General features: G+C 58.1%; 11 protein-coding genes and 4 tRNA genes. 7 read left to right on the top strand and 8 right to left on the bottom strand.

What is annotated here, in order from left to right; all coding sequences use genetic code 11:
* Positions 1 to 7: 7 nt before the first annotated feature.
* From sstT to AQ621_RS09150, 3 genes are all read right to left on the bottom strand, one after another.
* On the bottom strand, positions 8 to 1,228 hold the full coding sequence (gene sstT / locus AQ621_RS09160) for a serine/threonine transporter SstT (protein ID WP_082640989.1): 1,221 nt from the start codon (positions 1,226 to 1,228) through the stop codon (positions 8 to 10).
* Between the two features lie 122 nt (positions 1,229 to 1,350).
* Positions 1,351 to 1,427 (bottom strand) — tRNA-Met (locus AQ621_RS09155).
* Between the two features lie 102 nt (positions 1,428 to 1,529).
* Entirely contained in the window at positions 1,530 to 2,867 is a 1,338-nt protein-coding gene (locus AQ621_RS09150; protein ID WP_082640987.1) for an acetyl-CoA C-acetyltransferase, read from the bottom strand.
* A gap of 187 nt (positions 2,868 to 3,054) precedes the next feature.
* On the opposite strand from AQ621_RS09150, the gene AQ621_RS09145 reads away from it, so the two are divergent.
* Entirely contained in the window at positions 3,055 to 4,461 is a 1,407-nt protein-coding gene (locus AQ621_RS09145) for a 3-oxoacyl-ACP reductase (protein ID WP_058341208.1), read from the top strand.
* Between the two features lie 45 nt (positions 4,462 to 4,506).
* Here the strand turns inward: AQ621_RS09145 and AQ621_RS09140 are convergent.
* From AQ621_RS09140 to AQ621_RS09120, 5 genes are all read right to left on the bottom strand, one after another.
* Positions 4,507 to 4,582, bottom strand: a tRNA-Val gene (locus AQ621_RS09140).
* Positions 4,583 to 4,593: 11 nt separating this feature from the next.
* Positions 4,594 to 4,670 (bottom strand) — tRNA-Asp (locus AQ621_RS09135).
* Positions 4,671 to 4,721: 51 nt separating this feature from the next.
* Positions 4,722 to 4,797 (bottom strand) — tRNA-Val (locus tag AQ621_RS09130).
* Positions 4,798 to 5,003: 206 nt separating this feature from the next.
* Positions 5,004 to 5,885 carry a DUF2846 domain-containing protein gene (locus AQ621_RS09125; RefSeq protein WP_058341207.1) on the bottom strand — a complete coding sequence of 294 codons (882 nt, stop codon included), beginning with the start codon at positions 5,883 to 5,885 and terminating at the stop codon, positions 5,004 to 5,006.
* Positions 5,886 to 6,011: 126 nt separating this feature from the next.
* The gene (locus AQ621_RS09120; protein WP_058341206.1) at positions 6,012 to 6,953 is read right to left on the bottom strand and encodes a hypothetical protein; all 942 of its coding nucleotides are present in this window, start codon (positions 6,951 to 6,953) and stop codon (positions 6,012 to 6,014) included.
* A 310-nt stretch (positions 6,954 to 7,263) separates the two neighbouring features.
* On the opposite strand from AQ621_RS09120, the gene purE reads away from it, so the two are divergent.
* From purE to AQ621_RS09090, 6 genes are all read left to right on the top strand, one after another.
* The gene (gene purE, locus AQ621_RS09115; protein WP_022989333.1) at positions 7,264 to 7,755 is read left to right on the top strand and encodes a 5-(carboxyamino)imidazole ribonucleotide mutase; all 492 of its coding nucleotides are present in this window, start codon (positions 7,264 to 7,266) and stop codon (positions 7,753 to 7,755) included.
* Positions 7,756 to 7,922: 167 nt separating this feature from the next.
* A complete protein-coding gene (locus AQ621_RS09110; protein ID WP_058341205.1) occupies positions 7,923 to 9,041 on the top strand; it encodes a 5-(carboxyamino)imidazole ribonucleotide synthase in 1,119 nt (372 codons plus the stop codon).
* Positions 9,042 to 9,112: 71 nt separating this feature from the next.
* Positions 9,113 to 9,691, top strand: a complete 579-nt coding sequence (sodB, locus tag AQ621_RS09105) for a superoxide dismutase [Fe] (RefSeq protein WP_058341204.1) — start codon at positions 9,113 to 9,115, stop codon at positions 9,689 to 9,691.
* A 252-nt stretch (positions 9,692 to 9,943) separates the two neighbouring features.
* Positions 9,944 to 12,004, top strand: a complete 2,061-nt coding sequence (locus AQ621_RS09100) for a putative bifunctional diguanylate cyclase/phosphodiesterase (RefSeq protein WP_058341203.1) — start codon at positions 9,944 to 9,946, stop codon at positions 12,002 to 12,004.
* A 29-nt stretch (positions 12,005 to 12,033) separates the two neighbouring features.
* Positions 12,034 to 12,621, top strand: a complete 588-nt coding sequence (locus tag AQ621_RS09095; protein WP_022989337.1) for a LemA family protein — start codon at positions 12,034 to 12,036, stop codon at positions 12,619 to 12,621.
* 10 nt (positions 12,622 to 12,631) lie between these two features.
* Entirely contained in the window at positions 12,632 to 14,620 is a 1,989-nt protein-coding gene (locus tag AQ621_RS09090; RefSeq protein ID WP_058341202.1) for a M48 family metallopeptidase, read from the top strand.
* Positions 14,621 to 14,626 lie beyond the last annotated feature (6 nt).

The raw sequence follows: 14,626 nt of genomic DNA, 5'->3' as shown, positions 1-14,626 counted from the left end.
CGCCCTGTTACCCCTCTTTGCGCTCGGCCGCGCGGCAGGCGGCTGCGGTAAACAGTACATCCGTAGAAGAGTTCAGGGCCGTTTCTGTGGAATCCTGCACCACACTGATTACAAAACCGATGGCGACCACCTGCATGGCGATATCGGTGGAGATACCGAACAGGCTGGTGGCCAAGGGAATCAACAGCAGCGAACCACCCGCCACACCGGAGACCCCGCAGGCCGCCAGCGCAGACACCACACAAAGCAGCAACGCGGTACCGAAATCAACCGGTATACCCAGGGTGTTGGCTGCAGCCAGGGTAATCACAGAAATGGTGATGGCAGCGCCAGCCATATTGATGGTGGCACCCAAAGGGATGGAGATGGTGTAGGTGTCCGGGTCCAGCTCCAGGCGCTCACAAAGCTCCAGGTTTACCGGAATGTTGGCGGCGGAACTACGGGTGAAGAATGCGGTAATGGCGCTGCCCCGAAGGCAGGCAAATACCAGGGGAAACGGATTCTGGCGGGTTTTCAGGAACACAATCAGCGGATTGGTCACCAGCGCCACGAACAGCATGCAACCCACAATAACACCCAGCAGCCGGCCGTATTCCAGTAAGGTGCCAATACCGGCCTCTGCCAGGGTGTTAGCTACCAGCCCCAGAATACCAAGGGGCGCAAAGCGGATAACAATATGAACAATGCCTGAAACCGCATCAGATACGTCATTCAGTACCTTGCCGGTGGCATCACTGGCGTGGCGAAGCATCATCCCGAGGCCAACCGCCCAGGCCAGAATGGCAATGAAGTTGCCCTCCATCAGCGCGGTAACCGGGTTGGCGACCATGCTCAGCAACAAGTCCCGGAGGATCTGGATGATGCTCTCGGGCGGATTGCCGCTCACCTCCGGCATATCCAGCGTAAGTTCGGTGGGGAAAACAAAGCTGGCCACCACCGCCACCAGCGCTGCGATCAAGGTGCCAACCACATACAGCACAAGGACACCGCGAATATGCGTGGGCTGGCCTTTCTGGTGTGCGGCAATCGCTGCGGCAACCAACACAAACACCAGGATGGGTGCGACGGCTTTAAGGGCGGAGATGAACAGCTGGCCCAGAATCGAGAAGGATTTAGCCGTTTCAGGCGACACCACGGCCAGCAAGACACCGGCAATAATGCCTAGCGTGATCTGCGGAATCAGGCCAAGTTGAATAAGGGGGCGGAAAAGCTTGTACAGGCCAGACATCAAAAGCTCCGGTTGCTTGGTGGGGATGGCAGATTCCGCAACAGCATAGCATCCGGAAAAAAGACCACCCAGAAAACAAAAAAAGGCAGACCAGTAACTAACTGATCTGCCTTTCTTTTTTATGGTAGCGGGGGCAGGATTCGAACCTACGACCTTCGGGTTATGAGCCCGACGAGCTACCAGACTGCTCCACCCCGCATCAAACTGGTTGTTGGCTTCGAGGGCCAGCCCCGATCAACGTGGCGCGAATAATACGGGCTGGAATGCTGCCTGTCAAAGGTTATTACGGTTTTCCCGTAACTTAGCGCTCCAGGATCGCTGTTACGCCCTGACCACCGGCCGCACAGATGGAGATCAGCCCCCGGCCACTGCCCTTTTCCTCCAGCAATTTAGCTAGCGTCGCGACAATACGGCCGCCGGTTGCCGCGAACGGGTGGCCGGTGGCCAGGCTGGAGCCTTTCACGTTCAGTTTCGCCTTGTCGATGCTGCCCAGTGGTTTATCCAGGCCCAGCCGCTCCTTGCAGAAGGCAGGATCTTCCCAGGCTTTCAGGGTAGACAGCACCTGTGCGGCAAAGGCTTCGTGGATTTCGTAGAAATCGAAGTCCTGCAGGGTCAGACCGGCTTTCTCGAGCATGCGGGGCACGGCGTAGGCCGGCGCCATCAGGAGGCCTTCTTTCTTGTCGACAAAGTCTACGGCAGCCACTTCCGAGAAAGTCAGCCAGGCTTTTACTTCCATATTGTTGGCCTTGGCCCACTCCTCGCTGGCCAGCAGCACACAGGATGAGCCATCCGTCAGCGCGGTGCTGTTTGCGGCGGTCATGGTGCCGGTCTCACGATCAAAGCAGGGCTTCAGGGTGGCCAGCTTTTCCATCGTAGTGTCCGGGCGCAGGATGTTGTCTTTCTCCAGCCCGGCCATAGGCGTTACAAGGTCGTCGAAAAAGCCTTCTTCATAGGCTTTGGCCAGCTTCTGATGGCTTTCCCAGGCCAGCCGGTCCTGATCTTCCCGGGCGATGTTCCATTCCTTTGCGGTTACCTGGCAGTGATCACCCATCGACATACCGGTGCGGGGTTCGCCGTTCTCCGGAATTTCCGGCACCAGGTGGCCCGGGCGGAACCGACCCAGAATTTTCAGGCGTTCCTTGGTCGTTTTCGCGCGGTTAAGATCCAGCAGAATCTCGCGCAGACCTTCACCTACGCCGATAGGCGCATCGGAAGTGGTGTCTGTGCCGCCGGCAATGCCGCATTCAATCTGCCCCAGGGCAATCTTGTTGGCCACCAGAATGGCAGCCTCCAGGCCCGTGCCACAGGCCTGCTGGATATCGTAGGCCGGAGTTTCCGGGGCCAATCCGGAGCTGAGCACGGATTCCCGGGTCAGGTTGAAGTCCCGGGAGTGCTTGATCACTGCACCGGCAACCACTTCGCCCATTCGCATGCCCTGCAGGTTGTAGCGGTCGACCAGGCCACGCAGTGCTGAGGTGAGCAACTCCTGGTTGCTGATTTTGCTGTAGGCGGTATTGGAACGGGCAAACGGAATCCGGTTGCCGCCGATCACCGCAACGCGGCGAACGGTCTGGGTATTTCCCTTGGTGCTGCCTGCGGTGCTAGTAGCGCCTTGGGTGGTTTTCTTTGCCTGGGCCATTGCAGTCTTCCCTTTCAATAAGTACGGATTCAGATAATCTGAGGTTACAGCAAAGTCTAGCGATTGACGCCCCGGGCTCATTGGCAAGTCTGACAACGCGGTCCCTGCGTTGAGTCAATCCATTAGCCGGCAGAATCTTTACCCTTTAGCCTAAATTGCACTCAACCGCATCAACAAGGAAGAAACCATGTCTGACCTCTACCTGAAAATCGTAAACACCCCTGCCGGCAAAACGGCTGCCCAATCCCTTGGCCTGCCCTCGCCGGCTCCGCTGAAACGCCTGAAGCGTGTGGATCAGCCATTTATTGAAGGCGATGTGCTGATTGGTGCCGGTAACGGCGCCAAAGCCATCGCAACCCTCGGCTCTGTTCTTGGCGCCAGCCCGGCCAACCTGTTCCACGCCACCGGCCCGGACACCCTGGCGGAATCTTCCCAGGCCGGCAACAAGGCCAAGCCTTTTGAGGTGGGCGCCAACAGTGAAGGTAAGTTTTCCGCCCTGGTGTTTGATGCCACCGGCCTGAAAACCCCGCAGGATCTGCGGGCCCTGTACGACTTTTTCCACCCGACCATCCGCAAGCTGGCCGCCAATGGCCGGGTGCTGGTGATCGGCCAGGACCCCCACACCTGCCGCAAGGCCCCGAACGCCGCCGCACAACAAGCACTGGAAGGTTTTGTGCGGGCCGTTGGCAAGGAAATCGGCAAGAAAGGCTCTACGGCTAACCTGGCATGGATTGCGCCAAACGCCGAAAACCAGCTGGACTCTACCGTGCGCTTCTTCCTGTCGGCCCGGTCTGCCTATGTATCCGGCCAGGTCGTTCGCATCGGCAAGGCTGAGGAAGCCAGGGCCACCAATCCGGTTGCTCCGCTTACCGGCAAGGTTGCCCTGGTTACGGGAGCTTCCCGCGGCATTGGTGCAGCCATCGCCGAAACCCTGGCCCGGGATGGCGCCACCGTAATCGGCCTGGACATTCCCCCGGCCATGGAAGAACTGCAGAAGGTTACCGGCGCCATCAAAGGCAAGGCACTGGCTTGCGATATTACCGATGAAAAAGCCCCCAAGCTGATTGCCGATTTCATCGAAAAGGAAACCGGTGGCGTGGACTTTGTAGTCCATAACGCAGGTATCACCCGCGACAAAACACTCGGCAATATGCCGGAGCACTTCTGGGATATGACCATCGCGGTAAACCTGACTGCCGAGGAGCTGATCGACGAGGAACTGGCTGAGCGTAACCTGATGCGCGACAACGGCCGGATTGTGTGCATTTCCTCCATCAGCGGCATTGCCGGCAACTTCGGCCAGACCAACTACTCCTGTGCCAAGAGCGGCGTGATCGGCTATGTGGAGTCTATGGCGAAGCACCTGAAAAACGGCATTACCATTAACGCCATCGCCCCGGGCTTTATCGAAACCCAGATGACCGCGGCCATGCCGTTTACGATTCGTGAAGCGGGCCGGCGCATGAACAGTCTGTCTCAGGGCGGCCATCCGGTGGATGTCGCTGAAGCTATCGCCTGGTACTGCAACCCGGCCTCTGCAGGTGTAAACGGCAACGTGGTGCGGGTATGCGGTCAGTCACTGATTGGTAAGTAAGAAGCAAAAAAAAGCAGATCCGTTTGGATCTGCTTTTTTCAAAACTGGTGGGTGGTGCAGGGATCGAACCTGCGACCCTCGCCTTGTAAGGGCGATGCTCTCCCAGCTGAGCTAACCACCCGGGAAAAAGGTTGGCGGAGCGGACGGGACTCGAACCCGCGACCCCCGGCGTGACAGGCCGGTATTCTAACCAACTGAACTACCGCTCCGCAACGATCCAACTTTATCGAAAAAGTTAAACCGGCAATCCGCTTTAAAAGTGGTGGGTGGTGCAGGGATCGAACCTGCGACCCTCGCCTTGTAAGGGCGATGCTCTCCCAGCTGAGCTAACCACCCACTTCGTAGCCTTACTGTTCTTCAGGCTTAAAGCGGTCACTTGCTGCGCTTGGCGCTTGCTGATTCAGCGTTGCTGTCTCAACCAAGTGAGACGCGCATTTTAAGCATTTCGCTCACAGTGTCAAATGTTTTCCCGAAAATTTCTTAAATTTTTTCCGGCACCGGCAATATTGACCATTTGTTGATCAAAATCATAAGCTTGAGCGCTAAAAGATCCACCATCCCCCGCCGGATTCCTCTTCACGCCTGCGTTCGCGCTCACGCTCGAGCATGGCATATTCCCGCTCAAGCTCCTCCATCTTGCGATCCGCCTCAAGCGGCACGGTTGGGCCGCCTCCGAAGGGCCAGTACCAGGAGGCAGACCCGTACCTGCCTTCCTCCTTCAGGCGTTCGATTTCGATCTCTCTCTCTTCTTCCAGTGCGGCTTTGCGCTTTTCGTAATCTTCATCCTCATTCACTTCAACAATGGAAGTAGCCGCATGGTTCGGCGCCAACAGATCGCTGTTCAGAAACAGCGTAGACACAATCTGGTCTGCCTGCATGGCGTAGTCACGGGTCACCAGCTGCAAATCGCCGGACGCCAGCGGATGCTCCGGGTCCAGGCCCGGGTTCGGCTGTTCCGGCTCGGTCAGTTCGTTATAGCGAAGGTAGTAAATCTGCCCCGGCTTAACTTCCAGCGTAGCATCGGCAATCAGGCTCAGGCTGAAGGAGTTCAGACCCTCCAACCCCAAAAGCGGCCGGCGCATGGCAATATGCCGCTCACCCGGTTTTACCTCAAGCCAGGTGTAGCTGTTGTTGCGGATATTGAAGTAATGATGGTCATCAATATAGACACTGGGCGATTCGATCTCATCGGCCGCCCATTGGGAGTGGGTCCGGTAGAAATACAACAGGGCGTTGTTCTGGTCCCACTGGTCGTTGTCGATATGCACAAAGTCGTGGCCGGAAACCGGGTGCAGAAATGCCCCCACGCTTTTACCAATCGACTGGTAAACCGTACAGCCGGACAACATCGCCACACAAAGCAGTGCAGCCACTGGCTTCGCAGGCACCGCAACCGGCCTCAGGAAAGGTACTCGGATTTTCATTGTTATGTGCTCTTCATCCCTTATCGAGTTGGCTGATCATAACAACTGCCAACTCCAAGAAATGAGAGCTACCGCAAGGGATGGCTACAAACCGTTACACGACGCCGGAAAAGCTCCTGCCTGAGCTTACTGGGCGCGCAGCTGATTAACCTCCTCAGACAAACGAACCAGGCGGGAAGTCAGCTGCGAACGGGAAGCATCAATCGCCGCTACGGTTTTCTTCAGCTGAGCCAGCTCATTACGCAACGCCCTCACCTCCGCATCGCCGGCACTGCTGTCTGATGCTTTCTCCAAAGACCCAATCCGGCTTTCGATGCCATCCAGTGTCAGCTTCTGTTCCTGCTGGAACCGGCGAATACGACCATCAACCAGCTCATCAACCCCGGCCACCTGCTCAGATACCTCCGCAACCTCCCCTTGCAGCGCTTCACCCGCCTTGGCCAGCTCGGCCACCCGGGTTTCCACCGCGTCCACATCCGAACCTAACCCAGCCCGGACCTGCTCAACCTGTTCGCCCACTCCGCTAATTGCCTTCTCGGCCTCAGCGAGCTTGCCATCTATCGACGCCAGCCGCTCCTGGTGCTCGTCCAGCCGCTTCTTGTTGCGTTCATTGGCAATCGCCCAGAGTTTGCGGATCTCGCTGTCGGCCGCATCAATCTGCTTCTTATTAGCCGCCAACTGCTCTTCAAGGGAAGCGCCCCGCTCCTGCAAAGATTCGCCAGTCTCCGAAAGCTCACCCTCAAACCGCGCCAGCGCCAGCTTACTCTGCCGCGCCCAGTAATCAGCCTCCTCCAGCTGCCCCTCCAGGGCCTGAATCCGCTGCTCCTGAAAATACCAGCCCGCCCCAGCACCCGCAGCAACCACCAGCAACAGCAACCAGACCAACCCGGAACCCCCGGCCTTATCCTGCTTCGGCGGCCTAGGTGGTTTTGGCGGCTTCTCAGCCTTCTGCTTCGGCTTATCCGCCTTCACCGGCTTCTGCTTTCCGGGCGCAGTTTCCCTGGGCTCTGCGGCACCAAAAGGCTCGTCAGCAATCAGCTCGTCATCATCCGGGCGGATAGGTTCCATTACAGCTCCTGAAAAATGGGTATTAACAATAATGGCCTCGATAATACCCGCTGTTACGTGACTCTTAAAATGACAGCTTATAAAGGTTTATCAGTGGCGGATAACTGCACCGAATTCCGGGATTCGTCCGGGCCGTCTTTTCCGGAAATTTCGAAGGCCATGGATGGCCTGAGAGAAGCGCCCATGGACGGGCTTGTAGCGGTTTCCGGAAAAGACGGCCCGGACGGATCCTACAACAAAGCAGAAGTTGCATGGTAAGTAGCCAAAACATACAATGGCCGGCTTTCCAATTATCACAGGACAGTTGCACATGCAGCCGCTTGTAGGACTCATCATGGGCTCGAAATCCGACTGGCCCACCATGGAACACGCCGCCGAAATGCTCGAAAAACTCGGCGTAGCCTACGAAACCCGGGTAGTCTCCGCCCACCGCACCCCAGACCTGCTCTTCGACTACGCCAAAACCGCCTCAGACCGCGGTTTAAAGGTAATCATCGCAGGCGCCGGCGGAGCCGCACACCTTCCCGGCATGGTTGCCTCGCAAACCTCTTTGCCGGTACTGGGTGTACCCGTACAATCAAAGGCCCTGAACGGCCTGGACTCACTACTGTCCATCGTACAAATGCCCGGCGGCATCGCCGTGGGCACCCTGGCCATCGGCAAAGCAGGTGCCACCAACGCCGGCCTGCTGGCTGCCCAGATTATCGGCACGCACGATGACAGCGTGCGAAAGGCCGTAGACGAATTCAGGGCAACCCAAACACAAACGATCCTGGATAATCCTGATCCCAAGGATCAGTGAAACCAACTCCAGAACCTGCTGATCAGGTCAGGCAGCGCTTTCCAGAACTGTGCGGAGCCATGGATGGCGGAGCCCAAGCGTCACAGGGAAGTGCCGCAGGAGCGTGTTTTGGAAAGCGCTGCCTGACCTGATCACACTCCCAAAGCTTGAAAGGCAGGAGAGCTCGAATGAAAATCGGTGTACTAGGCGCTGGCCAACTAGGACGCATGCTCGCCCTGGCCGGATACCCGCTGGCCAAAGACTTCGTTTTCTATGACATGTCCGGCAGCCCAAGCGCAGGCCTGGGCGAGACCATCGTAGACCGCGACGGCAAGTACCTGGACGACTTCCTGTCCAGAGTCGACCGCGTAACCTACGAATTCGAGCACCTTCCCGTAGAAGTTGCCGAAGAACTCGCCAAACACAAACCGGTACACCCCTGCCCCCGGGCCCTGCAGGTCTGCCAGAACCGCGTCGCCGAGAAAACCCTGTTCGGCCAGCTCGGCATTCCGACCCCGGAATGGAAAGTGGCCGACAGCGCAGATTCCCTCAAAGCTGCTGCTGAGGAACTCGGCTGCCCGGTAGTCGCGAAATCCATCACCGAAGGCTACGACGGCAAAGGCCAGGCTGTACTGAAAAGCCCGGACCAGGCCGACGACGCCTGGGATATGATCGGCCACCCACAGGTTATCGTAGAGAAATTCGTCAATTTCAGCCGCGAAGTCTCCATCATTGCGGTACGGGCCGAAGACGGTGACGTTGCCTTCTATCCCATTGCCGAAAACACCCACCACGAAGGCATCCTGCGCTACTCCATCGCCCCGGCACCAGGCCTTCAAGCCCACGTCCAGAAAGACGCCGAGCGCTACATCAAGGCCCTGCTGAACGAACTGAACTATGTGGGCGTATTAACCCTCGAACTGTTCGAAACACCGGAAGGACTGGTAGCCAACGAAATGGCACCCAGAGTGCACAATTCCGGCCACTGGAGCATCGAAGGCGCCATGACCAGCCAGTTCGAGAACCACATCCGTGCCGTCAGCGGCCACCCGCTCGGCAGCGTGGAACCCCGTGGCCTGAGCTGCATGATCAACATCATCGGCGAGCATGGCGACATTGAACGGATACTGGAACTGCCCTACGCTCATGTGCACCTTTACAACAAAGGCGAACGGGCGGGGCGCAAGCTGGGCCATGTGAACATCCTGGCAGACAGCTACAAAGAACTGGTATGGCGGGTGCGCACCTGCGCCCAGTTCCTGCCGGGCTGCCCGGAGTTTAAAAGTTCATTAACGGCAAAGGGTTGATTTAACTCAAACCGCCCTTATATTGCTTGAACGTACATCCATAAACACAGAGAGACAGGGAGAACGACCTCATGGCATTTAAACTTCCCGCACTGCCTTACGAAAAGAATGCACTCGAGCCGCACATGTCCCAGGAAACCCTGGAATACCATTACGGCAAGCACCACCAGACTTACGTAACCAAGCTGAACGGTCTGGTTGACGGCACCGATAATGCCAGCAAGTCCCTGGAAGACATCATCAAGAGCGCCAGCGGCCCGCTGTTCAACAACGCCGCCCAGGTATGGAACCACACGTTCTTCTGGAACTGCCTGAGCCCGAACGGCGGTGGCGAGCCCACTGGCGCAGCCAAGGAAGCCATCGAGAAGGCTTTCGGCTCTTTCGAAGATTTCAAAAAGGAATTCAACGACAAGGCCGCCAACAACTTCGGTTCCGGCTGGACCTGGCTGGTGAAGAAGGCTGACGGCAGCGTTGCCATCGTAAACACCAGCAACGCGGAAACTCCGCTGACTGGCGCCGACAAGCCGGTACTTACCGTCGACGTATGGGAACACGCCTACTATATCGACTACCGGAACAGCCGCCCGAACTACCTGGAGGGCTTCTGGAACCTGGTGAACTGGGATTTCGTGAACGAAAACCTGGCCTGATCAGGCACCAAGCGCATCAGCGGGTAAACTGCTGACGCCGCAAACGCCCGCCCGGGGTTACCCGCGCGGGCGTTTGTGTTTCTGAACACCATCAATCCGCTACAATCAGATACAAGGCAAATCACAAAACTCCGAAAAAATCGTCCATACTCCATGCAGTTACAGCAAATCTGGGCCATACTGTTGTCCTGATCGGACAAACCGTGACAAACCCTCAAAAACACCCGTGCCGTTAACACAAGAAACTGCAGGATGCCCAGAGCCTTGGATGTAGAGCAACACCTCGGATACCGGATTCTACGCTGGATGCTGGCTACAGCCGTCATCTGCGGCGTACTGGTGAGTTCCGTACAGGTGGTTCTTGATGCCCGAAGAGTCTCCAAGGAACTGGAGGCCCAGGCAGCGCAAACCATCAGCATGGTCCGCGATGCCGCCACCCAATCGGTGTTCAGCATTGACGACATCCTGGCCCGGCAGGTAATCGACGGCCTCTTTGCGCTCAAACCTATCCATCTCGCCAGGATCACCCACCCTACGGGCGAAGAGCTGGGTGGCCGGGTTCGCCCCCTGAGGGATAACGCTTTCCGACCGATCACCGACCCGATTTTCGGTGCTGTGCAGGAGTATCGCGAAAGCCTCAGCCGCAGCGCCAGCCCCGACACCGTCTACGGTTACCTGGAAATCCACTTTGATACCGCTCCGCTGGCAGCCACCTGGCTCACCCGGGCCGCCGTTACCTTTGCCTCCGGCATTGCCCTAGCGCTGATACTCGGCCTGATCATGTTCGTGGTATTCCACCTGCTGCTGACCAGCCCTCTGCTGCGCATTGTGCATTCGGTAAAGAAAGTCGACCCGGAAAAGCCCGACGACCGGCTGATTGCCTTGCCCAAGGGCCACAGAAATGATGAGCTGGGGCTCTGGGTCAACGCCACCAACAACCTTCTGGTGGGCATTGGAGACAGCCAGAAACGCCACCGAGAGGCAGAAGACCGGGTCACCAGGCTGTCCCGCTACGACCAACTCACTGGCTTGCCAAGCCGGGATACCTTCCTGGAATCCCTTCGGGACGAAATAATCACGGCCCAGAAGAACAACCGGACACTGGCACTGATGGTCTGCGGCATTGATGACTTCAAGTCGGTAAACGACCAATGCGGCTTCCGCACCGGCGACATCATCCTGCAAACCATGGCCAGCCGACTGACCGCCAACCTGCCCACCGAGCGCTTCATGGTGGCGCGCCTTGGCAGTGACCAGTTCGTCATCGTGGAGAAAAACCTGAAAGACGGCTTCCAGGCTGCAGAAACCGCAGAAAAGATCCTCGCCAGCTTCGCAACACCGGTGAATGCCGGCAACCACCGAATTTCACTGACGGCCACCATCGGCATCGCCCTTTATCCATCAGATGCCAAGAAAGCAGACCCCTTGCTGCAAAGTGCCGAGCAGACCATGGCACTGGCCAAGCGCAGCAGCCACAACCACTTCCAGTTCTACGTGGCCAGCATCGACAAACAGATCCGCGAGCGCAAACAGCTGGAAAAAGACCTGGCCTCCGCCCTGGTAAACCACGAATTCCACCTGGTATACCAGCCCCAGATCAACCTCAGCAACAAGCAAGTGATCGGTGCCGAAGCCCTACTGCGCTGGGAGCACCCGGAGAAAGGCCTGGTTCCGCCGGACCATTTCATCCCGGTAGCAGAAGCCAACGGGTCCATCGTGGAAATCGGCCAGTGGGTTCTGGACCAGGCCTGCTGGCAGGCCGCCCGCTGGGCCAGCGAGGGCAAGTCACTGCGGGTGGCCGTTAACCTTTCGGCGGTTCAGCTACGGCAGGAGTCTATTGTGGAGGATATCCTCGGTGCACTGGATCGCCATCACCTGCCCGCCGCCCTGCTGGAACTGGAAGTGACAGAAACCAGCTTCATGACCAACATGGCCGACGCCATCCGAAAGCTGAACCAGCTACAGCAGGCAGGCATTGTTATCTCGGTGGATGATTTTGGTACCGGCTACTCCTCCCTGACCTATCTGAAGAAGATGCCGGTACACAGCCTCAAGATCGACAAACAGTTTATCCGGGACCTCCTGGTTAACGAGGAAGACACCCGCATTGCCAACATCATCATCGACCTGGGCCGCAGCCTGAAACTCAAGGTTATTGCCGAGGGCGTGGAGACTGCGGAACAGGAGGCTTACCTTACCCGCAGAGGCTGCGATATCGGCCAGGGCTATTTCTTCAGCAAACCGGTACCACCCAGGGATTTTGAGAGCTTCTTAAAGACATTCCACCGGAATATCGTGGAAAATAACACCTGAACAACCTGTTAACCCTCCAAGGAGTCGTCATGGGAACCACTGTCATCGGCCTTGTTGTTATTGCCGTTGTCGTTTTCTACCTGGTTTTTATCTACAACCAGCTGGTATCACTGCGCAACCAGTTCAAGAACGGGTTCGCCCAGATTGATGTGCAACTGCAGCGCCGGCACGACCTGATTCCCAACCTGGTGGAATCCGCCAAGGCGTATATGGATCATGAAAAATCCACCCTCACCCAGGTGATGGAAGCCCGAAACAACGCCGTCAGCGCCCAGAAAGATGCCGCCACTGACCCCAGCGACAGCACCAAGATCCAACGCCTGGGTGGCGCCGAAAACCTGCTGACCAAGGCCCTGGCCAACTTCTACGCGGTTGCCGAGAACTATCCGGACCTCAAGGCCAACGAAACCGTACAGCAGCTGATGGAAGAACTGTCCAGCACCGAAAACCGGGTTGCCTTCGCGCGCCAGGCCTATAACGACGGTGTCATGAGCTACAACATCTTCCGGGAGAAATTCCCCAACAACATTGTTGCCGGCATGTTCGCCTTCAAGGAAACTGCCCAGCTGCAACTGGAGACCCCAGAAGCTCGCCAGGCTCCGAAAGTCAGCTTCTGAGGCCTGATCCATGGCAAACCCCGGTTTCTTTCAGCGCCAGGCCCACGCCCGGCGCAACACCGGCCTGCTCGTGGTCCTGTTCCTGACCGCCGTTATCCTGATTACCCTCGCAGTATGCCTGGTGGGCTACGCCATCACCCGCAGCGACACCTCCTACCTGCCCTTCCACACCTGGCTGCTGTCGAGCCATGGCCTGGTCACCGCAGTTGCCGTGGTATTGCTGGTCGGGATCGGCTCGCTGATCCGCTGGGTGGACCTGGCCGGTGGTGGCAGTCGGGTAGCGAAGATGGTCGGTGCCCGGCTCATTGAACCCGACACCCGGGACCCGGAAGAGCGCAAGCTGCGCAATATTGTCGAAGAAATGGCCATTGCCAGCGGCGTGCCGGTACCGGAACTCTATGTAATGGACCAGGAAACCGGCATCAATGCCTTTGTGGCAGGCTACACACCCGGTGAGGCAGTCATGGTGGTGACCCATGGCGCCCTCACCCACCTGAGCCGTGACGAGCTTCAGGGCGTGGTGGGCCACGAGTTCAGCCACATCTTCAACGGCGACATGCGCCTGAACGTACGCCTTATTTCCCTGCTTGCGGGTATCCTGATGATTGGCCAGATCGGCCACTTCCTGCTTCGGGCCGGGTTTTACAGTGGCGCCGCCCGCAGCCGTGGTAACCGGGATGGCCGCGCCCAGGCATTGATCGGCGTGATGGGGCTGGCCCTGATGATCATCGGTTATGTGGGGGTATTCTTCGGCCGACTGATTCAGGCGGCAGTCTCCCGCCAGCGGGAAATGCTGGCCGATGCGTCATCGGTACAGTTCACCCGTAATCCGGAAGGCATTGGTGGTGCACTGTTTAAAATCGGAATTAAAGGCGGCTACCTGGACACCACCAGCCACGCCAGCGATATGAACCATATGTGTTTTGGCGAATCCGCCCGGATGAAATTCACCAGCCTGCTGGCTTCGCATCCCCCCGTCGACGAACGCATCAACGCCATCCAGCCCGGGCTACTGGCGCGCCTGCGCAGCCGGCTGAGGGATACCGAACCGGACAGCGCCCTGCGCCAGAGGCCGGCAGAGAGCGTCAGCACACGCGTTGGCGACCTGGTCAATCAGGTCGTCGAACCGGCCCGCGGGAGCCATGGTGGCAACCGCTTCTCCCCTGTGCGCTCTTCGCTGGCCGCCGGTACCGGAGAAAACGCAGCCACCCTGTCGAAAAGAGTGGGCACCGTTACCCCCCAAAGCGAGGCTTTCGCGGCCCACCTTCTGCAGCAACTGCCATCCACCTTCCGCAGCCTGCTCTATACCCGGGCCGGCGCCATTCAGCTCTGCTATGGTCTGTTGATCCGTGAACTGCCGGGCCAGCAACAGCAGGAATGGCTGGCTCTGATTCCCGAGCATTCGCTGCTGGGCGCCAAGGCGACCCTGCTCGACAAATTACTGCCCACCCTGGCAAGGCTGGGCGATTCCGCCCGTTTCCCGGTACTGGAACTGGCCATGCCCGCCCTGAGAAAGCTGGACCCGGACGAACGACAACAGCTGATCAGCAATGTTCAGAAGCTGGTGGCAGCAGACAGGCGGGTGAACCTGTTCGAACTGGCCCTGACCACCTTCCTGAACCGCCACCTGGGTGCCGGTGCCGAAGAGATCATTCCGGTGAAATACCGCAACTACCGGCAGGTATTACCCGCCATCAGCCGCGTGCTGAGCCTGTTTGCCCGGGCGGGCAGCGACTCAAGCGAGCAAGCCGGGCAGTTGTACCGGCAGGCCATGGCCGGTTTTGGCAGCGGCACAGAGCAGGATGCAGAACAGAAAGTGTCTATGCGCCAGCTGAGTGAAGCCCTGCATATGCTGAGCCGCCTGTCGCCACTCCTGAAACCGGGCATCATCGACGCCTGTGGCTACTGCATCAGCCACGACGGCAAGGTAGACGTAAAAGAATACGAACTGATGAGACTGGTGGCAGACCAGCTGGATTGCCCGATGCCACCACTTTGATTTCGC

Source organism: Marinobacter sp. P4B1 (genome assembly GCF_001447135.1).
In the GTDB taxonomy this organism is placed as follows: Bacteria; Pseudomonadota; Gammaproteobacteria; order Pseudomonadales; family Oleiphilaceae; genus Marinobacter; species Marinobacter vinifirmus.
This window is presented reverse-complemented; position numbering and strand designations above follow the sequence as displayed.